The sequence below is a fragment of the Flavobacterium calami genome (assembly GCF_038290035.1).
In the GTDB taxonomy this organism is placed as follows: Bacteria; Bacteroidota; Bacteroidia; order Flavobacteriales; family Flavobacteriaceae; genus Flavobacterium; species Flavobacterium calami.
Genome location: NZ_JBBYHS010000011.1, coordinates 149668 through 174193, shown reverse-complemented (window position 1 = coordinate 174193; position 24526 = coordinate 149668). Strand labels below are relative to the sequence as shown.

Annotated in this window: 18 protein-coding genes and 1 tRNA gene; 10 read left to right on the top strand and 9 right to left on the bottom strand. The window is 35.0% G+C overall.

The window, feature by feature from the left end:
• Nucleotides 1–48 precede the first annotated feature (48 nt).
• Both AAEO57_RS11995 and AAEO57_RS11990 read left to right on the top strand, forming a co-directional pair.
• Entirely contained in the window at nt 49–1251 is a 1203-nt protein-coding gene (locus tag AAEO57_RS11995; RefSeq protein ID WP_341692878.1) for an NAD(P)-dependent oxidoreductase, read from the top strand.
• 214 nt (nt 1252–1465) lie between these two features.
• Nucleotides 1466–2356, top strand: a complete 891-nt coding sequence (locus AAEO57_RS11990; RefSeq protein WP_341692877.1) for an alpha/beta hydrolase — start codon at nt 1466–1468, stop codon at nt 2354–2356.
• Nucleotides 2357–2462: 106 nt separating this feature from the next.
• Here the strand turns inward: AAEO57_RS11990 and AAEO57_RS11985 are convergent, their stop codons facing one another.
• Both AAEO57_RS11985 and fumC read right to left on the bottom strand, forming a co-directional pair.
• Nucleotides 2463–2807, bottom strand: coding sequence for a hypothetical protein (locus AAEO57_RS11985; protein WP_341692876.1), 345 nt, complete (start codon nt 2805–2807; stop codon nt 2463–2465).
• 127 nt (nt 2808–2934) lie between these two features.
• A complete protein-coding gene (gene fumC / locus AAEO57_RS11980) occupies nt 2935–4320 on the bottom strand; it encodes a class II fumarate hydratase (protein ID WP_341692875.1) in 1386 nt (461 codons plus the stop codon).
• 343 nt (nt 4321–4663) lie between these two features.
• Between fumC and AAEO57_RS11975 the strand changes: the two genes are divergently transcribed.
• Complete coding sequence (locus AAEO57_RS11975) at nt 4664–4843, top strand: hypothetical protein (RefSeq protein ID WP_078226371.1); 180 nt, start codon at nt 4664–4666, stop codon at nt 4841–4843.
• Nucleotides 4844–4977: 134 nt separating this feature from the next.
• Here the strand turns inward: AAEO57_RS11975 and AAEO57_RS11970 are convergent, their stop codons facing one another.
• Nucleotides 4978–7452, bottom strand: a complete 2475-nt coding sequence (locus AAEO57_RS11970; RefSeq protein WP_341692874.1) for a TonB-dependent receptor — start codon at nt 7450–7452, stop codon at nt 4978–4980.
• An 89-nt stretch (nt 7453–7541) separates the two neighbouring features.
• Nucleotides 7542–7892, bottom strand: coding sequence for an arsenate reductase family protein (locus AAEO57_RS11965; protein WP_341692873.1), 351 nt, complete (start codon nt 7890–7892; stop codon nt 7542–7544).
• A gap of 116 nt (nt 7893–8008) precedes the next feature.
• Between AAEO57_RS11965 and AAEO57_RS11960 the strand changes: the two genes are divergently transcribed.
• Together AAEO57_RS11960 and AAEO57_RS11955 are read left to right on the top strand one after the other, a co-directional pair.
• A complete protein-coding gene (locus AAEO57_RS11960) occupies nt 8009–8962 on the top strand; it encodes a CPBP family intramembrane glutamic endopeptidase (RefSeq protein ID WP_341692872.1) in 954 nt (317 codons plus the stop codon).
• Between the two features lie 6 nt (nt 8963–8968).
• Nucleotides 8969–10009, top strand: a complete 1041-nt coding sequence (locus AAEO57_RS11955; RefSeq protein WP_341692871.1) for an AMP-binding protein — start codon at nt 8969–8971, stop codon at nt 10007–10009.
• 61 nt (nt 10010–10070) lie between these two features.
• Here the strand turns inward: AAEO57_RS11955 and purL are convergent, their stop codons facing one another.
• From purL to AAEO57_RS11935, 4 genes are all read right to left on the bottom strand, one after another.
• Nucleotides 10071–13724, bottom strand: coding sequence for a phosphoribosylformylglycinamidine synthase (purL, locus tag AAEO57_RS11950; protein WP_341692870.1), 3654 nt, complete (start codon nt 13722–13724; stop codon nt 10071–10073).
• Nucleotides 13725–13824: 100 nt separating this feature from the next.
• The gene (locus AAEO57_RS11945) at nt 13825–15675 is read right to left on the bottom strand and encodes an endonuclease (protein ID WP_341692869.1); all 1851 of its coding nucleotides are present in this window, start codon (nt 15673–15675) and stop codon (nt 13825–13827) included.
• Between the two features lie 131 nt (nt 15676–15806).
• Nucleotides 15807–17660, bottom strand: a complete 1854-nt coding sequence (locus AAEO57_RS11940) for an endonuclease (RefSeq protein ID WP_341692866.1) — start codon at nt 17658–17660, stop codon at nt 15807–15809.
• A gap of 244 nt (nt 17661–17904) precedes the next feature.
• Complete coding sequence (locus AAEO57_RS11935; RefSeq protein WP_341692864.1) at nt 17905–19416, bottom strand: hypothetical protein; 1512 nt, start codon at nt 19414–19416, stop codon at nt 17905–17907.
• 126 nt (nt 19417–19542) lie between these two features.
• Here AAEO57_RS11935 and AAEO57_RS11930 point away from each other — a divergent pair, with 126 nt between their 5' ends.
• The 5 genes from AAEO57_RS11930 (at nt 19543) to AAEO57_RS11910 (ending at nt 24120) form a co-directional block, all read left to right on the top strand.
• Complete coding sequence (locus AAEO57_RS11930) at nt 19543–19971, top strand: PaaI family thioesterase (RefSeq protein WP_341692862.1); 429 nt, start codon at nt 19543–19545, stop codon at nt 19969–19971.
• A 21-nt stretch (nt 19972–19992) separates the two neighbouring features.
• The gene (locus AAEO57_RS11925; protein WP_341692860.1) at nt 19993–22050 is read left to right on the top strand and encodes a M48 family metallopeptidase; all 2058 of its coding nucleotides are present in this window, start codon (nt 19993–19995) and stop codon (nt 22048–22050) included.
• Nucleotides 22051–22094: 44 nt separating this feature from the next.
• Complete coding sequence (locus AAEO57_RS11920; RefSeq protein WP_341692858.1) at nt 22095–23171, top strand: chorismate-binding protein; 1077 nt, start codon at nt 22095–22097, stop codon at nt 23169–23171.
• A gap of 81 nt (nt 23172–23252) precedes the next feature.
• The gene (gene bshB1 / locus AAEO57_RS11915; protein ID WP_341692856.1) at nt 23253–23969 is read left to right on the top strand and encodes a bacillithiol biosynthesis deacetylase BshB1; all 717 of its coding nucleotides are present in this window, start codon (nt 23253–23255) and stop codon (nt 23967–23969) included.
• 77 nt (nt 23970–24046) lie between these two features.
• Nucleotides 24047–24120 (top strand) — tRNA-His (locus AAEO57_RS11910).
• A 182-nt stretch (nt 24121–24302) separates the two neighbouring features.
• Here AAEO57_RS11910 and AAEO57_RS11905 read toward each other — a convergent pair.
• Nucleotides 24303–24500 (bottom strand): hypothetical protein, encoded by a 198-nt coding sequence (locus AAEO57_RS11905; RefSeq protein ID WP_031457182.1) that lies wholly within the window; start codon nt 24498–24500, stop codon nt 24303–24305.
• Between the last annotated feature and the right edge of the window lie 26 nt (nt 24501–24526).

Sequence of the window (24526 nt, the reverse complement as noted above, 5' to 3'; positions counted from 1 at the left end):
CAAAATAAACATAAAAAGTTATATTATTAAATATCTAAAATCTAATAAATGAAATTCGGAATCCTAAAAGAAAGAAAAAACCCGCCTGACAGACGTGTTGTATTTGCTCCAGATGCACTAGCAAAGCTCAAACAACAATATCCAAAACTATCTGTTGTCGTAGAAAGTTCAGATATTAGAGTTTTTTCAGATTTACAATATAAAAGTATGGGAATTACGGTCGCTGATGATGTTTCAGATTGCGATGTATTGTTTGGTGTAAAAGAAGTTCCGGTTGATGATTTAATTCCGAATAAGTCTTATTTCTTTTTTTCGCACACCATAAAAAAACAGCCTCACAACAGGAAACTTTTACAGGCTGTCTTAGAAAAAAACATCACTTTATACGATCATGAAACCATTGTTGATGCGCATAATCGTCGATTAATCGGTTTTGGAAAATACGCCGGAATGGTTGGTGTTTACAATGGAATCCGTGCATTCGGAATAAAATTCGAATTATTCAAACTTCCAAAAGCAGAAACGCTTTCAGGGAAAGATGCCTTAATCATGCATCTGAAGAGAATCACTTTACCGCCTTTAAAATTTGTTATTACCGGAACCGGAAAAGTAGGCAGTGGTGCCCAGGAAATTTTAAAAGCGATTAAAGTAAAAGAAATCACGATTGATAATTACCTGACTAAAAACTATACACAATCTGTTTATGTGCAGCTGGATGCATTAGAATACAATAAAAGAACCGACGGCCAGGATCTTGATTTTACAGATTTCATCCAACATCCCGAAGCTTATGTTTCTGATTTTGAAAAATTCACTAAAGTAAGCGACATTTATATTGCAGGACATTTTCATGCAAATAACGCACCTATGATTCTTACTCAGGAAATGCTAAATGCAAAAGATTGCAAAATAAGAGTTGTTGCCGATATTTCTTGCGATGTAGATGGTCCAATTGCAAGTACAATCCGTTCGTCTACTATTGCAGAACCCCTGTATGGTTATCTTCCTTCAGAAAATAAAGAAGTTGATGTTTTTCATCCGGCCGCAATTGTAGTTATGGCAGTGGATAATTTGCCATGCGAAATTCCGAAAGATGCTAGCGAAGGTTTTGGAGAGCAGTTTATGGAACATGTTATTCCGGCTTTCTTCAATAATGACAAAGACGGAATTCTGGAACGGGCCAAAATCACCCAAAATGGTAAACTGACAGACCGATTTAGTTATTTACAGGATTATGTTGATGGGAATTAATTAATTTATTTGTGTCGATTGTTAATTTGTAACTATTTTTAACCCGTTGGGTGAAATTAAAAATAAGTGTCAGGCTGAGCGAAGTCGAATGGACTCAGGATGACATCAATTCCTTAAGCTATAAATGATGATTTACTCCCGATTTTATACTTTTTATAATCAAATCATTTTTTAAAATCAATTTCACCCAACGGGTGTACTATTAACAAAACACATGAAAAAACTCATAATTACATTTTCGATTTCATTATTTTTAAATTGTGCTCATTTACTCGCTCAAACCAATCCGGAAATGCCTTTGTATCCAAACGGAATTGAAAAAAATCCGGTAACACATCCCAATCCTGAAAAGGTAGTTGACTCGGTCATTAATCCGTTGTCACTGTCTCATAAAAACAGGGTAATCAGTAATATTTCAATTCCGACCTATCAATTATTTCCAGCTTCAGAGGCAAACAACAAACATATTGGAGTAGTGATTTTTCCAGGTGGAGGCTTAACTACAAACTGGGTTGATAAAGAAGGAACTGATCTGGCCATCTGGCTTTCACGACAAGGAATCAACTGTATGGTTGTAAAATACAGAACCAACAGAAAAGATGAAAAGGGCGAAATGATTATTCCGATGGATGATTATAAAGGAGCCGTGTATCAGGATGCAAGAACCGGTATTTTAAAAATGAAAGAATTGGCAGAAAGCCTGAAAACAGACAAAGATAAAATCGGGATTTTAGGTTTTTCGGCCGGAGGCTGGCTAAGCGAACGTATTGTTATCAAATCTACCGAAACAAAAGAAGCCGTAGACTGGAAACCGGCTTTTGCTGCTTTGATTTACCATGGTAATACGTTAAGCAACTTTAAAAGAATTGACAATGTTCAGGCCCTACCTCCTATTTTTATGGCGATTGCCCGTGACGACAAAAAAATGCCTGTCAAAGAAATCATCCCGGGTCTGGCTGCGATTGCTGCCGAAGTAAAAAATTCAGAATTGCATATCTATTCCAAAGGCGATCACGGTTTTGGACTGGCTTATGACAAAGGTCATTCGGTTTCAAAATGGAAAGACAGTTTTTATGACTGGCTACTGGACATTTACAGCAAATAATTATCATTCAACAAGCCATTTCTTCTAAATCCAGCAAATAAAAAAATGACCGGTACGATTTCAATACCGGTCATTTTAATTACTTAAAAGTTCAATACGCTAAAAATTATTTTTTATTCTTTTTAGAAGACTTTGCAGGTTTATATTTCTCTTTGTGTTTTGAATTGTCCTTCCATGGATTATCTCCATCGAAATCAAAATCATTATAACTTCCTATCAACCTGATGCTGCCTGGCAAACTGACAACAGTAGTCCATCTGCCTGCGGTAAAATAGGTGTATCTTCTGGCTGCAATATCAAAATACACATTTGATTCCGGATAGTATCTGTATTTCTTTTTTACTCCGTGTGCTTTAGCATGAGCAGGTGGGTTTTGAGCCTGAGCCTCATAAATACCCGCTCCTAAAAAAAACACAAAAAACATAATGACAGTAATGATCTTTTTATTCATAATTAATATTTTTAGTTAATACAAATGTTTAAAAATCAACATACTAAAGTTATAAAATTAACTTTTATGTTTTTTGTTTTTACTAAAGATTTAAGAACACTAAATAAAACCCAAACTTTTAAAGAAGCTAAACCATATCCTCAGGCTTAACCCAGGCATCAAAATCTTCCGGGCTTACATATCCCAAACGTACAGCTTCTTCTTTTAATGTTGTTCCGTTTTTATGAGCGGTTTGAGCTATTTCTGCGGCTTTGTAATAACCGATTTTTGTATTTAAAGCCGTTACCAGCATCAATGAATTGTCAACCAGTTCTTTGATACGTTTGTAATTTGGTTCAATTCCCTGAGCGCAATGTTCGTCGAACGAAACACAGGCATCACCCAATAATCTGGCTGACTGTAAAAAGTTGGCTGCCATGACAGGTTTGAAGACATTTAATTCATAATGTCCCTGCATTCCTCCTACTCCGATTGCTACATCGTTTCCGATTACCTGAGCGCAAACCATTGTTAAGGCTTCGCACTGGGTCGGATTTACTTTTCCCGGCATGATGGATGAACCCGGTTCGTTTTCCGGAATATGAATTTCGCCAATTCCTGAGCGTGGTCCCGAAGCCAGCATTCTGACATCATTGGCGATTTTGTTTAAAGAAACTGCCAATTGTTTTAATGCTCCGTGCGTTTCTACAATGGCGTCGTGCGCTGCCAAAGCTTCAAACTTATTTTCAGCGGTTACAAATGGATGCCCTGTGAATTGAGCAATGTAATCGGCTACTTTTACATCGTAGCCTTTTGGAGTGTTGAGTCCGGTGCCAACGGCGGTTCCGCCTAAAGCAATTTCTGAAAGATGTGCCAAGGTATTTTTAAGCGCTTTTAAACCATAAGCCAACTGAGCTGCGTAGCCTGAAATTTCCTGTCCTAGTGTCAATGGCGTTGCGTCCATAAGGTGTGTGCGGCCAATTTTTACAACATCTTTGAATTCGGTTGCTTTTTTAACTAAAGTTGCGTGTAGTTTTTCGACTCCCGGAATTGTAGTTTCAACCACCATTTTGTAAGCTGCGATATGCATTCCGGTTGGAAAAGTATCGTTCGATGATTGTGATTTATTAACATCATCATTGGCTTTGATGAATTGTTCACCTTCGCCAATTTCAAAACCTTTGAGAACCTGAGCACGATTGGCAATTACTTCATTAACATTCATATTGCTTTGTGTACCTGAACCGGTCTGCCAGATAACTAATGGAAATTGGTCATCTAATTTTCCTTCCAGAATTTCGTCACAGACAGCAGCAATCGCATCGCGTTTTTCTATTGGCAACACGCCTAAATCGTGATTAGCATAAGCGGCTGCTTTTTTAAGATAAGCGAAACCTTCTATGATTTCTTTTGGCATTGAGCCAGAATCTCCGATTTTAAAATTATTTCTTGAACGCTCTGTTTGTGCACCCCAATATTTATCTGCAGGAACCTGAACTTCGCCCATGGTGTCTTTTTCTATTCTGTATTTCATTATGTTGTTTGTAAAATGTTATTTATAAAATGTAAAATGTAAAATGTGAAATGTTAATTGAAAATGAGGTTCTTTTGAAAACAGAGGCCCTAGCCCTGATGGAAACGACATCTTTTTGTGGCGGGGTTCGCCGCAAAAGATATAGTGGACAGCAGGTTTCAGCTCCTTAAAACACTCATATTCTTGTAATTTAAGCAATTGAATAATATTCGGGAAAAATCCTTATTTAAAATGAGTATAAATATAAGGATTATTGCCCTTTTAAGAAAATTGATTTGGTTTTTATTGCTAACAAAGGATATATAACTTACATTTGCCGTAACATTCAAAAATTCCGGAAAACATGTTTGAATTTTCACAGTACTTAGGTTTTTTACTTTTCTTAACCATACTAACTATAGGGTTTTGGTTAATGTTTTTCTTGGTTGGTTTCGTATCTTATTGGGTTACGGGAGCTAGCTGGGAAATGTTCAAAGAAAAAAGAGCCAAAAAAAGACAAGAAGAACAATCAGTTAAACTTTAATTGATTTCATAAAAAAGGACCCGTGAAAACGAGTCCTTTTTTTATACCTAAAAAAGAAATTCCAATAAAAAATTTCCAAATCCCAACTTTTACATTTGGAATTTGGAATTTATAGTTTTGAAAATTAACCTATTTTATCCAGGGAAATCTCCACCGCCTTCACCTTCATTTCTTGGTGCTGCGTTTTTATCTCTTTCCCCTTTTGGTTTATTGAAACGATACGTAAATGACAAGTTGATCTGACGTTTACGAAATTGGAATTCATTGTAAGAGGTTTGTGTTGGTACAGGAGGACTTATGTTATCATCATAAAGATTCGTATAAGACCTCATAACTCTCGAATTAAAAATATCGCTGACATTAAAGGCAATTGTAGCCTTATCTTTTAAAACATCTTTACTGAAAGACGTGTTTAAACCAAACTGATCTAAATTTTTACCCTGAGCCGTTTTTTGCTGACCATTGTAAGTACCGTTTAGCTGCCAGTCAATTTTGTATGGCAGGGTAACTTTTGAACTAATTCTGGCAAACCATGTATTTGCCTGATTGTCTAAATTTTGTACAACCAACTTACCGGTATTATCCTCATAACTATTTTCTCCGGTAGTTTTTACGTTATAAAAATTAAAATTACTATTTAGCTTCCACCATTTGAATGGGGTATAATTGAAGGTAAATTCGAAACCGAATTTTTGTTCCTGACCTAAATTAATAGGACTGCTTTTGATAACCGGAATTCCGTCTATTTCTTCACCAGTTGGCATTCGTACAAAACTAAAAACGTCTTTTGTATCTTCAAAATAAGCTGATGTACTAAAAGTTACTTTATCCCAGCGCTTAAGATAACCAACATCATATTTATCAGTAAGTGAAGGATCTAAATCAGGATTTCCCTGAAAAATATTGATATTACTGGCGTAGTTTACCGCAGGGTTCATAAAACGTCCTCTTGGCCTTGACAAACGCTTACTGTAACTTGCCGTAAAATTGCTTTGGTCTGAAATTTCATAACTAATAAAAGCACTTGGAAACAAGTTGTTGTAATTTTTAGTATTGAAACTCTTAGGATCCTCCAACAAATTAACCTCAATATTGGTGTCCTCCCAACGCAATCCAAATAAATAAGAGAACTTATTAACCTTAAAACCATAAGAAGTATAAAGCGCATTTATGTTTTCTTTATATTCTAAAGTATTGGATAAATTTGTAAGAGGGGTTCCTGCTGGATCAAGTACATAATATTCGTTATTTAAATCTCCAAAACTTCCTTTATATCCTGCTTCAAACTGACTTCCTTCGCCTAAAGGAAGAACATAATCTGCTTGTAACTGAATCTGTTTCTGAACCTGATCGTTTAATGTACTATTATAATTTTCTGAACCTGTAATAGCACTATTGCTATCATCTGTATTTCTTGAAATCGATAAATCGGCAGTAAGCTTATGCCCTTTATCATTGAAGTTTTTAATAAGGTTGGATGTATATTCTACATTTTCACTTCCTGTATCACCGTTGTTTAATCTGAATGTGTTTCCTGTGGATATACGATTAGCATCAAAATTATAATAATTGATCAGATCTCTGTCTTCACCGGTATTTTTTTGGTAATTAATGGCATTTGTCCAGAAAGTAGTTGGAGTGATTGACCATTCAATTCCTGCTCTTCCATTAAAACCGTCTCTGGTTCTTTTGGTATCACGGGTTTCATCTAAATATCGTTTTGTAGAACCATCAGGATTAAAGTATTCTGAATTGGTTTTCCCTTCACCTTCGTTGGTTCTGTAGTTATAACCTGCAGTCGTAAAATAATTAAATTTCTCTGTTTTATAATTCAGGTTGGCACTTAAACCGTACGTTTCAGGAATACCTGTTGAGGCAATAAAAGTTCCGTTGAAACCCTGATTTTTACCTTTTTTAAGAATAATATTAATCAATCCCGAACCACCTTCTGCATCGTAACGTGCCGATGGATTAGTAATAACTTCTACTTTATCAATTGCATCTGCCGGTAGCTGGCGCAAAGCCTCTGCAATGTTGATTGCGTTTGAAGGTCTTCCGTCAATTAAGATTCGGATATTATCACTTCCTCTTAAGCTTACATTTCCTTCTGTATCCACCGAAACTGACGGAACGTTATCCAGAACATCACTAACCGTCCCTCCTTTTACCATCATGTCCTGACCAACATTATAAACCTTTTTGTCGAGTTTTATTTCAACAGATGATTTTTCGGCACGAACTACAACCTCATTTAGTTGTGCAGCATCTTCAGACAGGTTTACGACTCCTAAATTAGTATCTTCAGAAATATTTTTTCCTTTGATTTCAGTAGCTTTAAACGAAATGAATTCAACTTTGATATCATAAGTCCCGGGTGGAACTGCTAAATCAAATTCCCCTTTCGGATTTGTAATTCCTCCTGCAATTACTTTAGTCTGATTAACGGGTGTAATCGAGATTGTAGCGTATTCCAGTGGTTGTTTTGTCACTTTTTCTAAAACTTTCCCCGTAACTTTTACTTTGTTTTGTCCCGAGGGCGGATATTGCGCATAATTACATAATCCTGAAAGCAGCAATAGGGCTAGTATTGCAAATTTGATTTTCTTCATTATTTTTCTGGTATTTCTTTTCCTTTTAGACCGCAAATATAGCCTTTGGTTTAAAAGAAGAAATCACAAAAAAATGTTAATCCATCATTTTATTGTCCTTCTAAAAAAGAAGCTACTTTATCCAGATCACGGCCAATTATAGCTTTACCGTCTTTTATTACAATCGGTCTTTCAATCAAAATCGGGTTATCTGCCATAGCCTGAATGACTTGTGAATCTGTCAGGGTTTTGCCTTTATATTCTTCAGTCCAGATTTTTTCTTTAATCCTAACCAGTTCAATTGGTTTCAGGTTTAATTTTTCGATTAAACTTTTCAGTTCTTCAAAAGTTGGTGTTTCAGTAAGATATGGAATAGTTTCATACTCCTGATTGGCCTCGTCCAAAAAAGCCAGACAACTTCTCGATTTTCCGCAACGTGGATTATGGTAAACTTGTATCATTTCATTTTATTTTTTTAAGATGTTGTAAAATAATTGGGCTAAAAAAGGGTATTTTAGCAATCCCCAAAAATAAGATTTACTTATTAATTAGAACTCCATTTTAAATTTAAAATAACATGTTTTTAGAGCAAGGAATTAAACCTGAAAATAAATTCTGGAAATATCTTTTAGGCTCAGTAGTCATAATCTCTGCATCGGTTTTTGGTCAGTTCCCTTTGTATCTGGCGGTACAATATGAAACCCTGATCAACAAAAAACCACATCCGGAAAACGACAAAATGCTGATGAAAATGTTTGATTCAAACCTGACTTTATTTTTGGTTATGACTTCGTTTGCCTTTGCTTTAGCAGGAGTTTATTACGTTGTCAGACACATGCACCATCAAAGCATCTTATCTGTTACAACTTCACGAAAAAAAGCAGACATCAAACGGGTTTTGTTTTCCTTTTTTTTATGGACAGGGTTTTCCGTATTGAGTTTTTTAATTGTCTATTTACAATCTCCTGAAAACTTTATTTTAAATTTTAAACCAATTCCTTTTCTAATACTAGTGGTTATCGGAACCCTCATGATTCCGATTCAAACCAGTACCGAAGAATATGTTTTCAGAGGCTATCTGATGCAGGGATTTGCCAACTTAGCCAAAAACAAATGGTTTCCTTTGCTCATGACATCTCTCATATTTGGCTCACTGCATTGGTTCAACCCCGAAGTAGGCAAGATGGGCAATATTATCATGATTTATTACATTGGCACAGGCTTCTTTTTAGGGATTATTACTTTAATGGATGAAGGTATGGAACTCGCACTTGGTTTTCATGCTGCCAACAACCTCATTGGTGCTTTACTGGTAACCTCAGACTGGACCGTTTTTCAGACTTATTCACTTTTTATTGATAAATCTGAACCTTCTGCAGGTTTTGATGTTATATTACCTGTGATTGTCATCTACCCTATTTTGCTTTTTATTTTCTCTAAAAAATACAACTGGACAAACTGGAAAGAAAAATTAACCGGAAACATCAAAGAAACAGACGATGAAGTGACCGAATTTTTAAATTTAAATTAATACACTATGCTAAACCTGACTCATAAAAACGTTCATAATTATTTTAAAATAAATGGTTATCACTTAAATGGAAACGATTTACGTTCTGTTGCATACAGCTATGTCAAAGAAGGCGATGCTAACGAACAGTCAATTGGCGAATTTTTATTAGACTGGTTCGATGAAAAAGAATATATCGAAATGCAAACATCCGGAACTACCGGACTTCCTAAATTGGTTAGACTACAAAAACAAGCCATGATACAGTCGGCTTTGGCAACTGGGGATTTTTTTGATTTAAAACCCGGAGACAAGGCTCTACTTTGCCTGCCGGTAAAATTTATCGCCGGTAAAATGATGCTCGTAAGAAGTTTTATTCTGGGTTTGGAGTTAGATGTTACAGAACCGAGCACAACACCGTTAGCGCTAAATGATAAATTATATGATTTTGTAGCAATGGTTCCGCTACAGGTTCAAAATTCGATTGAAGCATTAAAAAATGTCAAAAAATTAATTGTTGGCGGAGCAAAAATGGATACGGTATTAGAAGAAAAAGTTTTATCATTAAAAACTGAAATCTACGAGACCTACGGAATGACTGAAACTATTACCCATATTGCCGCTAAAAAAGTAAGCGAAAAAGCTTTTAGCGTTCTGCCAAATGTAAAAATTGCCCAGGACAGCAGAGGCTGCTTAGCAATTACAGTTCCCGCTATTTCTGAAGAACCTATTATTACAAATGACCTGGTTGAACTTATAAAAGAAAATCAATTTATTTTTTTAGGAAGGATTGACAATGTGATTAACAGTGGAGGTTTAAAATTAATTCCCGAACAAATTGAAGCAAAACTGATTGATAAAATTAGCTCCCGATTCTTTGTTACCGGAATCCCGGATTCTGTTTTGGGAGAAAAATTAATTTTGGTTATCGAAGGAGAAAAACAGGATTTTCCAACTGATTTTTTTGATGTTCTTGATAAATACGAAAAACCAAAAGAGATTGTTTTTGTCTCTAAATTTAAGGAAAACGAAAACGGAAAACTGTTGCGCAAGCCAAGTTTGCAGTAAAAAAAAAACGGGCAATCTAAAAAAATTAGACTGCCCGTTTTAATTTAGAAATATATAACTTTTAGTTTTTCTCAATCCATTTTCTGGCATTAACAAAAGCTTCGTGCCAAGGAGAAACCTCGTCATTTCTGTCTTTTGGATAATGCGCCCAGTTCCATTGGAAAGTCGAACGCTCAATATGAGGCATCATAACCAAATGTCTTCCTGTTTTATCACACATCATTGCTGTGTTATAATCAGAGCCATTTGGGTTTGCTGGATATCCTTCGTAAGCATATTTAGAAACAATATTGTATTGATCTTCTGAATAAGGCAATTTGAATTTACCTTCTCCGTGAGAAACCCAAACTCCTAAAGTGCTTCCAGCCAAAGTCGATAACATAACCGAATTGTTTTCTTGAACTTTTACAGAAGTAAAGATACTTTCGTGTTTCTGGCTTTCGTTATGGTGCATTTTTCCGTGAACTTCATGCTCTGGATTAATAACCTCCAATTCCATAAACAATTGGCATCCGTTACAGATTCCAACAGATAAAGTATCTTCTCTTTTAAAGAAATTATCTAAAGCTGTTTTTGCTTTTTCATTGTATAAGAAAGCTCCAGCCCATCCTTTAGCAGAACCTAAAACATCTGAATTAGAGAATCCTCCAACAGCTCCAATAAACTGAATATCTTCAAGCGTTTCACGGCCCGAAATTAAATCCGTCATGTGAACGTCTTTTACGTCAAAACCTGCTAAGTACATAGCATTTGCCATTTCACGCTCAGAATTACTTCCTTTTTCACGAATAATAGCCGCTTTTGGTCTTGGTTTAGAATTATCAATTTCTGGTTTCTTTCCTGTAAAGTGTGCAGGGAAAGTATAATTTAAAACCTGGTTTTTATAGTTTTCAAAACGTGCCTGAGCTCTTCCGTTTTTAGATTGTTTTTGATCTAATAAATAAGACGTTTCGAACCAAACATCTCTGTAAGCTTTTATGTCCAAAGTCCAAAGTCCAAGGTCTAAAGTCTCAGTAGTTGTCGCTTTTCCTAATTTGAAGAATTCGATATTATTGGCATTTAATTTAGCTTCAACAGCTGCATCAGATTTAGCCTGGAATACGATTCCGATGTTTTCAGCGAAAAGGATTTTCAATAAGTCTTTTTCCGCGAAAGGGCTGAAATCAATTTTAGCTCCAAGATTTACATCAGCAAAACACATTTCTAATAAAGTAGTGATTAAACCACCGCTTCCGATATCGTGACCTGCCAAAATTTGGCTTTCACCGATTAAATCCTGAATGGTATTAAATGCATTTTTGAAGAAAGCCGAATCTTTAATTGTAGAAGTTTCGTTTCCGATTGTATTTCTGATTTGTGCAAAAGATGAACCTCCAAGTTTGAAATCATCCTGAGACAAATTGATATAATAAATAGAATCTCCATTTTTCTGTAAAACTGGTTCCACCACTTTTCTAATATCTGTACAGTTTCCAGCAGCTGAAATAATAACTGTTCCTGGTGCAATTACTTCGTCATTTGGATATTTTTGTTTCATTGAAAGTGAATCTTTTCCTGTCGGAATATTGATTCCCAATTCGATTGCAAATTCTGAACAACCTTCAACTGCAGCGTACAAACGAGCGTCTTCACCTTCGTTTTTACAAGCCCACATCCAGTTTGCAGATAATGAAATTCCTTTTAAACCATCTTTAATTGGCGCCCAAACAATGTTTGATAACGATTCTGCAATAGCATTTCGAGACCCTGCAACAGGATCAATCAAAGCAGCAATAGGAGCGTGCCCAATAGAAGTTGCAATACCTTCTTTTCCTAAATAATCCAGAGCCATAACCCCAACATTATTTAAAGGTAATTGTAACGGACCTGCATTTTGTTGTTTAGCCACTTTTCCTCCAACGCAACGGTCTACTTTGTTAGTTAACCAGTCTTTTGAAGCAACAGCCTCTAAACGCAAAACATCTTTTAAGTATGATTCAAAATCTCCTGCGTTGTACCCAACATCGGCATATTTTCTATCGATCGTTTTATCTGTCATAACCGTTTTTGGAGAACTTCCGAAGAAATCTTCTAAAGCATAATCCATCGGTTTAGAACCATTAGTTTTTGATTCGAAAGTAAAACGGTGATCTCCCGTTACATCTCCAACCTGATACATTGGCGAACGCTCTCTGTCAGCGATTCTTTGTAAAGTATCAATATCTTTTTGCCCAATAACCAATCCCATTCTTTCCTGAGATTCGTTACCAATGATTTCTTTTGCAGAAAGTGTTGGGTCTCCAACCGGTAATTTATCCAAATCGATTAAACCTCCAGTCTCTTCAACTAATTCAGAAAGGCAGTTTAAGTGTCCGCCCGCACCGTGATCGTGAATAGAAACAATTGGGTTATTGTCGCTTTCTACCAAACCACGAATCGCGTTTGCTGCACGTTTTTGCATTTCAGGGTTTGAACGCTGAATTGCATTTAATTCGATTCCTGAACCGAAAGCTCCAGTATCTGCAGAAGAAACCGCAGCACCACCCATTCCGATTCTATAATTTTCTCCACCAAGAATTACAATTTTGTCGCCTTCTTGTGGTTTCTTTTTAATTGATTGATCCAATTTTCCGTATCCAATTCCTCCCGCTTGCATGATTACTTTGTCGTAACCAATTTTACGGTCGTTTTCTGAATGTTCGAAAGTTAAAACTGAACCTGTAATTAACGGCTGTCCAAATTTATTTCCGAAATCAGAAGCTCCGTTTGAAGCTTTGATCAAAATATCCATTGGCGTTTGGTACAACCATTTTCTTTCTTCAACAGCATTTTCCCATTTTCTGTCGTCGTTTAAACGAGAATATGAAGTCATGTAAACGGCAGTTCCAGCTAATGGCAACGAACCTTGACCTCCGGCCAAACGGTCACGGATTTCTCCTCCTGAACCTGTTGCTGCTCCGTTGAAAGGCTCAACTGTTGTTGGGAAATTGTGTGTTTCGGCTTTTAATGAGATAACCGAATCAAATTCTTTTATTTCGTAAAAATCAGGTTTGTCTGCCGATTTTGGTGCAAATTGCTGCACTTTTGGTCCTTTTACAAAAGCAACGTTGTCTTTGTAAGCAGACACAATATCGTTAGGATTTTCCTGAGATGTTTTTTTGATTAATTTGAAAAGAGAAGTTTCTTTTTCTTCGCCATCGATCACAAAAGTTCCGTTGAAGATTTTATGACGGCAGTGTTCTGAATTTGCTTGTGAAAAAGCAAAAATCTCAGAGTCAGTTAATTTTCTTCCTAGTTTTGTTGAAAGATTATTTAAGTATTCTACTTCTTCTTCGCTTAAAGCTAAACCTTCAACTTTGTTGTAAGTTGCAATATCATCAATTTCCAGAATTGGTTCCGGCTGAATGTTGATCGTGAAGATTTCCTGATCTAATTCATTGAATTTTTGAAAAAGCATTGGGTCAAAATCATTGAAATCTTCCGTTGCAGGATGAAATTCTTCGATTCTGATAATGCCCGGAATTCCCATGTTTTGGGTAATTTCTACCGCATTAGTACTCCAAGGTGTGATCATAGTGGCGCGCGGACCAACAAAAAAACCCGTCAGTGCGGATTTATCGATCTTGTTTGCGTCGGCAAAAAGCCAGTTTAATTTTGAAATGTCTTGAGCTGAAATTTCGTTTTGCGTTTGTACGGCAAAAACAGTTTTGCTTTGGTTTTCAAAGAAATGGATCATTTGTGTAGTTTGTTGTATTGAGGTGCAAATTTAGTCAATTCAACTCAAAAAAAAAAGCGACAATTTTGTCGCTTTTTAATTCTGTATCACGTGATTTTTATTAATTGATTATTAATTTTTTAGCCAGTGTTTTTGAGTCTTTAGTTATTTTAATAATATAGGTGCCTTTTGAAAAACTTTGAACTTCAACTGTTTTAGTGTTTGTATTTTGTCTTTCAAAAACTTTTTGCCCTAATAGAGAATAAATAGCTATTGAAAAAGATTCATCACTACTATCTTTAAAATTAATTGTGAATTGATGTGTTACCGGATTTGGATAAATTGAAAATTCAGCTGTATTAAACCCTTCATTTGACAATGTCACGGCATGACTTCCAAGTCCTGAACAAGTATCTTTAGCATAAACATCCCATTCTCCACTTTTGTTAAAAGTAGTATTTGGTCCCGTTACATTCGGTTTTCTTCTTAATGTTTCATCTATCGCAAAATTAGGAGTTCCTCCATCAAAAGTTCCGATAATGTCAATCAGGACATTATTTTTAAATAATCCTATTGGATCATTTCCATTGTACTGAAGATCAGTACTATTGCTTGATAAATTAGCATTAGCTTGATTATAACAGGTTGTCGCTGCTAAATTATAAGCAATTACATAAGAAGCACCATCATTAATTGTTCCGGTTAGAGCTAATCCCGGCCCCCATGCTCCGGCACCATTTGATTGTTTTTTAATTGAATAGCCTGATAAATTTATTGCTGAGCCAGTAAAATTTGATATTTCCAATATTTTATTGTTTCCGCTGCCTTCTACATATTCTGAAAAGAAAATTTCAGAGCCTGTATTTCCTCCTCCTGTTGAAGCTGCTGTAACTCCGTTTACAGTTGCACTTGGAAGAGATGTGTTATTAGAAGCATCTCTGGCAACTACATAAAAATTATAAGAGGTAGAAGGTGTAAGTCCAGTAATTGTTGCACTTAATCCAGTTTCATTTTGTTTAAAAACCGAATTAACATATACAGCATACCCAGTAACAGCAACGTTATCTGTCGCAGCTGACCATGTTAAATTAACAGAGTTAGAGGTACTTGATGCTACAGCTAAATTCAAAGGAGCTGTTGGAACAGTCGTGTCATCTGCCTCAGTAGTCCAGACAGCAGCAACATATTCAGGGTGATCAATATAAGGATTACGGTTATTTTGGCGTGCATAAATAGCATTATTTCGAGCAATTTCTCTTGCACTTACCGGATCCTGATTGTGCCACGCAATAAGCTGACTTAAAAATCCAGGAGTAAAAACTTTGTTCGAACTACCATTAAACATTGGATATGAATAGCCCGCAACTGTATTCTCGTAGCGTGTTGCAAAATAAAAATACATTCTGGCAATGTCACCTTTAAATTCATCTATTGGTTCAAAAACGAGTCCGGAATAACCTGCAGTGGTACTTGCTCCTAATTTGCTTCCGTTTAAACTTGTCTCAGTTGGTGTTGCTACAACCGAATGCGGATAATTAGATCGCACTCCGTTTACTTTTCCATCAGTTGGAGTTATAAAATGAGCATCTGAAACCATCGGTGCTTTTTCGTCAAATACAGATTGCGGAATAATATGTTCTCTGTTATAGCAGTCTCCTTCATTTGTATATCCGGCTGATCCGCATCTTTGTGTGGCACCTGCACTGTAAGTATAAGGATCATTTCCGTTAGGATTTTCAGAATACATATCTAGTATTGATCCGTCATTTTCATAAAAATTATCAATATCAGATGTCTGATAAGTAACATATAAGCCTGAATAGCCGTTATCTGTGTGATCTTTAATAATATTGTACAATTGTGTTTTTAGGGTGTAACCCGTTCCTGTAGCTGTAGAATAATAATTAGCAGGTGCCTGGGCTGAACAAAAAACAGCGTAAAGCGTAAATAACAGAATGTAAAGTTTCTTCATAAAATATTGGTTTGTTTACTGTAATAAAAATGGATAATATGAATTCAAAATTAGTTTACCAAATCTACATATAAGTTATGAAAACTTTAATAAAAATATTTTTTGTTATATTTTTTTAAATTAAAATCTAATTATTTGATTATGATCTTTTTATTAATGGTTTTCGAATCTTTTGTAATTTTTATAATATAAGTCCCTTTCGAAAGATGATCTACTGAAATTACAGCATCTGTTAAGTCGGATTTTTCAAATACTTTTAAACCCGTGATAGAAAGAATCTCTACTGAATAGGAAGCAGTAGAATTATCTAAAACAACATTGAAATTTCCGTCAGAAGGATTTGGGTAAATTATAATGTTATCGGAATCTGAAACAATTTCTTCTTCTTCAATTGCAGTTGGCTGTGCTTTTTTACTTGCTAAGTTATTACAGGTATCTGATGAAAATGAATCCCATTGCGAACTCAAATTAAAAGTAGTACTTGGAGAAGTTACAGTCGATTTTCTTCTTAAAGTAACATCGATGGCAAAATTGGCTGTTCCGCCGTTGAAAGTTCCGATAATATCTATTAAAACACCATTTTTGAATAAACCTACAGCATCATTTCCGTTAAAAGTTAGTTCAGTTGCCGTTGTCGAAATGTTGGCAGCGCTTGTAGAAAAACAACTTGAAGAAATAGAACTGTTTACAATTACAAATTTGCTTCCGGTTGCTAAAGTTCCGCTTAAAGCTAAACCTGTACTCCAGGAACCAGCGCCATTTGTTTGTTTTTTAATAGAATAAATAGACATATTGATGCTGCTTCCGGTATTGTTGGCAATTTCTAAAGCTTTGTTGTTCCCAGAGCCTTCAATATATTCAGAGAAAAGCAGATCGGTTGCCGTTCCTGTTCCGCTGCTGTTGGTTGTAACCGAAATAGTATTGCCTGATGCAGAAGTATTTCCCGCTGCGTCTTTTGCTTTTACATATATAGAATACGCTGTAGAAGCAGTTAAACCTGTAATTGTAGCTGTCGTTCCGGAAACAGTTGTTTTTAAAACGCTGTTTGCATAAACGTCATAACCAGTAACGGCTACATTATCTGTAGAGGTATTCCACGAAAGTGAAATAGAAGTTGCTGTTTTTGAAGTTGAAGCTAAACTTGTTGGAGCAGTTGGTGCCTGAGTATCTCCGGAAGAAGTTCCTCCCCAAATCTGATTCACATATTCCGGATGATCGATATATGGATTTCGGTTATTTTGGCGCGCATAAATCGCATTATTTCTTGCAATTTCTCTTGCGCTTACAGGATCTTGTGCATGCCACGCTAAAAGAACATTTAAGAAAGCGGTTGTAAAAACTTTATTGCCAGAACCGTCAAACATGGCATAAGAATATCCGGCAACGGTATTTTCGTATCGGGTTGCAAAATAAAAATACATTCTGGCAATATCTCCTTTAAAAGCATTAATAGGTTCAAAAACGGTTCCTGAATATCCAGAAACAGCACTTGATCCTAATTTTCCTCCATTTTGAGAAGTATAAGTTGCAGAACTTACTGTTCCGTGTGGATAGTTTGAACGCACACCATTTACTTTTCCATCCGTTGGCGTTATAAAATGTGCATCCGCAACCATTGGTGATGCTTCATTAAAAACCGATTGCGGAATGATATGTTCCCTATTATAACAATCTCCTTCAACTGAATAGTTTCCACATCTTTGGGTCGTTCCGGTTGTATAATTGTACGGGTCTGTTCCTGAAGGATTTTCAGAATACATATCTAATATTGTTCCGTCGTTTTCATAGAAATTATCAACGTCAGAAGTTAAATAGGTAGTATAAAGACCTGCGTAACCGTTATTAGTATGATCTTTAATGATGTTATACAATTGCGTTTTTAAGGTATAACCGTTTCCAGTTGCGGTGCTGTAATAACCCGAAGGTATCTGCGCAAAACCAACTGTAACAAACATCAATAACAATAAAAAGTAGTTTTTTTTCATAACTAAATAGTTTTAAGATTTGAATTAGGCTTTTGTTTTTAAAATTCTGATTTTTAGGATTTTAAAAACACCTTGTAGCAAATCTACTATTTTTAAAGAAGCAAAACGTTATGAAAAGTTTAATTTTAGATATATTTTCTTACGATATTTTTTTTATCTGAAGAATCCTAAGATGCTAAGTTATTTTATGTTCTGTTTGTCTGGACAAAAAAGAGAAAATCTTTGCGCCTTTGTGGCAAAACCATTACTTCGGAAAATCTTTACTTTGATAAGCACCCAAATCCGGCGGTGAAGTTCTTGTGTTTCCAATAATATCCAACGGAATTATATATGCCTGATTTCCTTTTGCGAAAGCGGCAGAAGTATTATCAATATTAAGTTTATTCAGGTTGAGATTAAAAAACTTCGGGTTTTCGTTTAAAATAATAGCGTTATAATGCGCTGTATCTGTGCTGAATTGATAATCGGGATTTGATGTGCTGCCGAATTTCAGTAAACAATTGTTTAACTGAAAAACAAAAGCAGCAGCAGTATTTTTGTCTAAATTGAATTCGTTGGTATTTGAACCATAAATGATACAATTATTAAAAGTAGCCTGAGTCAGCGGACTAGTTTCCGGTGTTGCTCCAGCCAGTTTGTTGCTTAAATTAACAGCGAATTGTTGACCGCCGGACCAAGTGTTGTTAAATGTACAGTGAGTAAATTTATAATCGCCTCCGTAAACGCAGGATAAAGCTGCTAAACCGGCATAATTAATAACGATATTCTCTCCGTTAATTTTAGCATTTTGAGCCAGAATTCCGTAATTAGAACAATCGTAAATCTGTGTGTTTTTAATCTGAAAAGTGCTGGCATCCTGATTTCGTATGTCCAGACCAATTTTGGCATTCTTTAAAGTAAGATGATTTATAGAATGGTTTGTGCTTCCATCAGCGAAAATAACCGAATTCCATTGTCCGGGAACATCAGAATATTCAGGCTCTAAACGATCTCCTTCGAAAATCACTTCATTTTCTAAGTTTTTAGTAGTTGAAACATTTCCGTTAATCTGAAGCGAAGCTTTGTTACTTACAAAAAGCCCTGAATTATCATGAAAATGTACTCTCGCTCCGGCTTCAAAAGTCACCGTTTTGTTTTCTGGAACTCCTGCGTATCCGTAAATCACGTAAGGTTTGTCATTGGTAAAAAGTAATTCATTACCGTTTTCAGCATCATTTTCATCCAGATAAAATCCGTCTACCTCTTTACCGTCAATTTCAATTTTTTCTTTGGTTCCGTCAGGATTTTGCTTTGGATATAAAAAAACTGCGTCCTGAATCAGGGTTACCAAAGCCACTTTTTGAAGATTAGTACCGCTATCAAACTGAATTTCATCGGTATATAAAAAATCAACAGGGTCAGCATCTGTAATATCAGCGGTGGTTTCAATAAAAATATACAAACTGTCTTTGGCTAAAAGCGTAACATTGTTGAAAATCTTTCCATTATTGCCGTTCATTCCGTCAACGGTCATTCTGTATTTTGAATTTAAACCGTTTTTTAACTGAATGATTGGAATGTTAATATCGTCTTTGCCCCGGTTGTAGACTTTTAAGTTATAGGTGCTTGATCCGATATTTTTAAAAACGGTATCCAAATAAACAGTATCCTTTGAAAATTTCAAATCTCCGGAACTGGCAACCGTGTCAAAATCAGTGCGGCATGAAGTGGCAGCCAAAAGAATTCCGAAAATCAAGAGTACAAAATAATGACGCATTTGAATTGTTTTTCTGTAAAAATAACAAAAATCTTATATGCGAAAAGGGATTTTTAATTTTAGGATAGCATTTTCTAAATTGTGTCTCATCTTTTATTTAATTTTACGATTTTAAAGCTAATTTTAATGAATTATACAAAAGAACAAATTTTAGCATACTGTAATGAGTTTTCGAAAAACACATTAATGGAAACGCTAAAAATAGAATATATCGACGCCGGAGAAGACTTTTTAACCGCAAAAATGCCCGTAAATCCTTCTGTTCATCAGCCAATGGGATTACTGCACGGAGGTGCATCAGTAGCTCTGGCAGAAAGTGTCGGCAGTGCTGCATCACATTTTTTTATCAACACAAAAGAACAGGAAGTACGCGGAATAGAAATATCGGCAAATCATTTAAAAAGCATTCGTGAAGGAGTTGTTTTCGGAACAGCCCGCATTATCCACAAAGGCAGAAGCCTGCATCTTTGGGAAATCAAAATTACAGACGAAGCCGGAAACCTGATTTCGCTTTGTAAACTGACGAATATGGTTTTGGATAAAAAGAAAGTTTAACATTTTACATTTCAAAAATTAATGACCCAAAATTACACCGTTTCAGTTTCTCCTACATTCAAAAAGATGACCACAAAAGCGATTCTTTCTGTTTTGTTTTTCTTTATTGTTTACATCGTCTTAATTCTCTGTGGAGTCGGAATTACAGCTTTAGCCGGTTACGCCGGTTTAATGATTATAATGGCAAAACCAATGTTTGTAACAATAATGATTGGTGCTGGTTTATTGTGCATGGGAGGATTGGTTCTATTTTTTCTTATCAAATTCATGTTTGTGAAACATAAAATTGACCGCTCTCATTTAATCGAAATAAAACGTGAAGAAGAACCTAAACTATTTGCTTTTATAGACGAAATAGTAAATGTTGTCCAAACGGATTTTCCTAAAAAAGTTTATTTATCCGGAGATGTAAATGCTTGCGTCTTTTATGATTCTACATTTTGGAGCATGTTTTTGCCTATAAAAAAAAATCTTCAAATTGGAGTTGGACTTGTAAATTCAGTTTCAGAATTAGAACTTAAAGCTATTTTGGCACATGAATTTGGACATTTCTCTCAAAAAAGTATGAAAGTAGGAAGTTATGTTTATAACGTAAATCAAATTATCCATAATATGCTTTACGATAATGATTCGTATAGCGCTATTGCTCAAAGCTGGGGAAACGTTAATGGTTATTTTGCGATTTTTACTACACTTGCTATTAAAATTGTTGAAGGAATTCAGTGGATATTACAGCAGGTATACAATGTTGTTAATCTTAGTTATCATGCCTTGTCCAGACAAATGGAATTTCATGCAGATGCTGTTGCTGCAAGTGTTACAGGCTCAAAACCATTAATCACTTCGCTATTGCGAATGGATTTAGCAGATCATTCTTATAACGAAGTCTTAGATTATTACGGAAAGAAAATTCAACATTCTATTACTACAGAGAATATTTATTCACAGCAATCCTTTGTCATGAATTTCCTCGCCAAAACAAATAATCTGGAAGTTTACAATGATTTGCCGCAACTCACCCCCGATTTTTTAAACAGATATAATAAATCTAAACTCGTTATTGAAAACAAATGGGGAACGCATCCTAGTACAGAAGACAGGATTAAAGAATTAGAAAAATTAAATGTGAATGAAGTTAATGAAAACAACTCTTTAGCAATTGGGCTATTTAAAGACGGAATTGAGTTACAGAATAAATTTACAAACAAACTATTTTCTGCAATCACTTATTCTGAAACAGTTGTTTTCAATAAAAATGAAGAATTTATAAATGATTATAAAAATGATTTCTTCTCTAATTCATTCCATAAAATTTTCAACAATTATTACGATAATAAAAATCCAGGCCTAATTGATTTTGACACCCTTATTACTAAACCCGCAGACAAAAGTTTAGATAAGTTGTTTCATAATTCGGCAGTAGATTTAATATATACCTCAATTGCTTTAGAAAACGATATTAAAACTTTAAATCAAATTGCAAGCGGAGATTTTAAAATAAAATCGTTTTCATATGATGGCCACAAGATTTTTTCTAAAAATTGTCAAGAATTAATAAATTCATTAGAACTTGACCTGAAAAAGATCAAAAAAGAAATCGAAGAAAATGACAACCAGATCTACTTCTACTTTTTGACATTAGCAAATAATCAGAACAAAAGGGAAGAATTGAAAAAACATTATTCTGAATTATTTACAATGGACAAAGAATTTGATACTAAAATTGATTTTTTTGTAAAAATGATTAATGTTTCTGAGTTTATGCATCAGGTAAACACTTATGAGGTTATCGAAAGAAATATGATATTACTAAAAAAAGAAGAAAATAAATTCAAGGCTCAGGTTGAAAAAATGTTAAACAGCAATATTTACAACACCGTGATTACAGAGGATATCCGCGAATCTTTTACCAAATATTTGTCTGAGGACTGGAAATATTTTAACAAAAATGAATATCTAAATGAAGTTTTAGATGTATTATCTAAGGCAATGTCTAATTATCAAATCGTTTTGTCAAAATCGTTTTTTCAGAAGAAAAAAGATTTACTGGAATTTCAGATTCAGCTTTTAGCGAACTAAAACACGATCTTATTTAGATGCATTTGTCAGAACATATAATAAACATGAACAATTTCTTTTCTAAAATAAAATTACATAAAGCCCAAAACTTACCCTTTGTACTTTATTCAAAACCAAACACATCAAATCTTATTGGGGTTTTACAGCAAAATGACACTTTGTATAAAGTGTCTGATTATAGCGAAAAAGGATTTGTCTTTGCTTCTTTTGATGAAAAACAACTGATTTTAATTCCGGAAAGTGAATCTGAAATTATTAATGTTGATAAAGAGAAAACCGCATTTGAATCGATTGAAACCGATGATCTGAATTTGGATCCTGAAGCAAAAAAACAATATGAAGATCTGGTTTCAAAAGGAATTAAAGCAATTAAAAATGATGAATTTAAAAAGGTAGTTTTGTCGAGGAGTGAAGTTGTGGAGCTGACTGAATTTGATTTTGTGACTACATTTCAACATTTGGTTCAATTGTATCCTGCTACTTTTTGCTATTGTTTTTTTCATCCAAAGATTGGCCTCTGGATGGGAGCTACACCAGAGCAATTGCTAAAAGCAAACGGAAATATTTTTGAAACAACAGCTTTGGCCGGAACCCAAAAAGCAAATTCTGAAACTGAAATTGTCTGGCAGCAAAAGGAAAAAGACGAACAGCAATACGTAACCGATTTCATAGTAAAAAGACTTCGTGAATTTACAGCTTCAGTTGTGGTTTCAGAACCTTATAGTTTCAAAGCCGGATCAATTTGGCATATAAAAACAGATATTTCAGGGGTTTTAAAAGACAATTCGACTTTGCAAGAAGTTATTGATCCCCTTCACCCAACACCCGCAGTTTGTGGTTTACCTAAGAAAAAAGCCAAAGCCTTTATTTTAGAAAACGAAAATTACGACAGAACTTTCTATACCGGTTTCCTTGGAGAACTAAACAGCAGTTTTGCAGGAGCAAATGTAAGTTCTGATTTATTTGTAAATTTACGCTGCATGCAGATCCAGCAAAACAAAGCCATTTTGTACATAGGCTGTGGTGTAACCAAAGAAAGTATTCCTGAAAAAGAATGGGAAGAAAGCGTCAATAAATCAATGACGATGAAAAGAGTATTTAAAAAAGAGAATCGAGAATAGAGTAAAGAAAACAGATAAAAGATCAATTTTAAGTTTCAGAATTGTAATTGATATTGATCTTTGACATTGACATTGAAAATTATGAAATTAGACATATTAGCCTTCGGGGCTCATCCGGACGATGTAGAATTGGGTTGTGCCGGAACAATTTTAAAAGAAGTATCTCTGGGAAAAAAAGTCGGAATTATTGATTTGACCCGTGGTGAACTGGGAACTCGCGGAACAGCAGAAACCAGAGATCAGGAAGCAAAAGACGCAGCAAAGATTTTAGGAGTTCTTGTGCGCGAAAATTTAGCTATGCGTGATGCTTTTTTTACCAATGATGAAAAACATCAACTAGAAGTCATAAAAATGATTCGGAAATACAAACCTGAGATTGTTTTATGCAATGCTATAGACGATCGTCATATCGACCATGGAAAAGGAAGCAAATTAGTTTCGGATTCCTGTTTTTTATCAGGTTTAATGAAAATTCAAACTTCAATTGACGGAGAGCAGCAGGAAGCCTGGAGACCCAAAGTTGTCTACCATTATATTCAGTGGAAAAATATCGAACCGGATTTTGTGGTTGATATTACCGGATTTGAAGAAAAGAAGATAGAAGCAATCCTCGCTTACAAAACACAATTTTACGACCCGGACTCCAAAGAACCTGCAACACCAATTACAAGTAAAAACTTTTTGGAAAGCTTAAATTACAGAGCTCAGGATTTAGGAAGGCTGGTTAACAAAGATTTTGCCGAAGGTTTTACAGTTGAAAGATGTTTGGCTGTCAATAGTTTAGAAGATTTGATATAAAAAAGATTATTTTTTTTCATTTTTTTCTTTGTAAAAGTAAACCTTTGTTATATATTTGCACTCGCTAAGCAAAAATGGTGGTTGTAGCTCAGCTGGTTAGAGTAGCGGTTTGTGGTGCCGCGGGTCGCCGGTTCGAACCCGGTCAGCCACCCAGAAATTTAAAGCCCTGAAGAAATTCAGGGCTTTTTTTGTGGTCTAAATTTTCAATATTACAATATTTGCATTTTTAAGAAAACAGTTCCTCTCCCAAAATATTGAGATTGATTTTTAACAGCTAAAACCAAAACAGCTTTACAAAAAAAAAGACTGCCTTTCTAGACAGTCTTTCGTTTTTTATACTTTAACTAATAGTAAACATTCTTTTAATTCTGGTTTTTCGACTATGAAGTTTAATAACCATTCTTGCAATTGTTCCATTTCGTAAGGTAACAGTGTTTTGATAGCTTTTTCTAATTCTTTACAAAAAAGCACCGGATCGAAACTCACTCTTTCGAGTATTGATTTCGTGTAATCAAACATCATTTTTGACATAATAAAATAAGATTTTGGGGGGTTAT

Excerpts from the sequence above, each read along its gene's own strand:
- AAEO57_RS11990 (WP_341692877.1), top strand. The coding sequence starts at position 1,466 with ATGAAAAAACTCATAATTACATTTTCGATTTCATTATTTTTAAATTGT.
- purL (WP_341692870.1), bottom strand. The coding sequence starts at position 13,724 with ATGATCCATTTCTTTGAAAACCAAAGCAAAACTGTTTTTGCCGTACAA.
- AAEO57_RS11960 (WP_341692872.1), top strand. The coding sequence starts at position 8,009 with ATGTTTTTAGAGCAAGGAATTAAACCTGAAAATAAATTCTGGAAATAT.
- AAEO57_RS11945 (WP_341692869.1), bottom strand. The coding sequence starts at position 15,675 with ATGAAGAAACTTTACATTCTGTTATTTACGCTTTACGCTGTTTTTTGT.
- AAEO57_RS11995 (WP_341692878.1), top strand. The coding sequence starts at position 49 with ATGAAATTCGGAATCCTAAAAGAAAGAAAAAACCCGCCTGACAGACGT.
- AAEO57_RS11930 (WP_341692862.1), top strand. The coding sequence starts at position 19,543 with ATGAATTATACAAAAGAACAAATTTTAGCATACTGTAATGAGTTTTCG.
- bshB1 (WP_341692856.1), top strand. The coding sequence starts at position 23,253 with ATGAAATTAGACATATTAGCCTTCGGGGCTCATCCGGACGATGTAGAA.
- fumC (WP_341692875.1), bottom strand. The coding sequence starts at position 4,320 with ATGAAATACAGAATAGAAAAAGACACCATGGGCGAAGTTCAGGTTCCT.
- AAEO57_RS11920 (WP_341692858.1), top strand. The coding sequence starts at position 22,095 with ATGAACAATTTCTTTTCTAAAATAAAATTACATAAAGCCCAAAACTTA.
- AAEO57_RS11940 (WP_341692866.1), bottom strand. The coding sequence starts at position 17,660 with ATGAAAAAAAACTACTTTTTATTGTTATTGATGTTTGTTACAGTTGGT.
- AAEO57_RS11965 (WP_341692873.1), bottom strand. The coding sequence starts at position 7,892 with ATGATACAAGTTTACCATAATCCACGTTGCGGAAAATCGAGAAGTTGT.
- AAEO57_RS11905 (WP_031457182.1), bottom strand. The coding sequence starts at position 24,500 with ATGTCAAAAATGATGTTTGATTACACGAAATCAATACTCGAAAGAGTG.
- AAEO57_RS11925 (WP_341692860.1), top strand. The coding sequence starts at position 19,993 with ATGACCCAAAATTACACCGTTTCAGTTTCTCCTACATTCAAAAAGATG.
- AAEO57_RS11970 (WP_341692874.1), bottom strand. The coding sequence starts at position 7,452 with ATGAAGAAAATCAAATTTGCAATACTAGCCCTATTGCTGCTTTCAGGA.
- AAEO57_RS11975 (WP_078226371.1), top strand. The coding sequence starts at position 4,664 with ATGTTTGAATTTTCACAGTACTTAGGTTTTTTACTTTTCTTAACCATA.
- AAEO57_RS11935 (WP_341692864.1), bottom strand. The coding sequence starts at position 19,416 with ATGCGTCATTATTTTGTACTCTTGATTTTCGGAATTCTTTTGGCTGCC.
- AAEO57_RS11955 (WP_341692871.1), top strand. The coding sequence starts at position 8,969 with ATGCTAAACCTGACTCATAAAAACGTTCATAATTATTTTAAAATAAAT.
- AAEO57_RS11985 (WP_341692876.1), bottom strand. The coding sequence starts at position 2,807 with ATGAATAAAAAGATCATTACTGTCATTATGTTTTTTGTGTTTTTTTTA.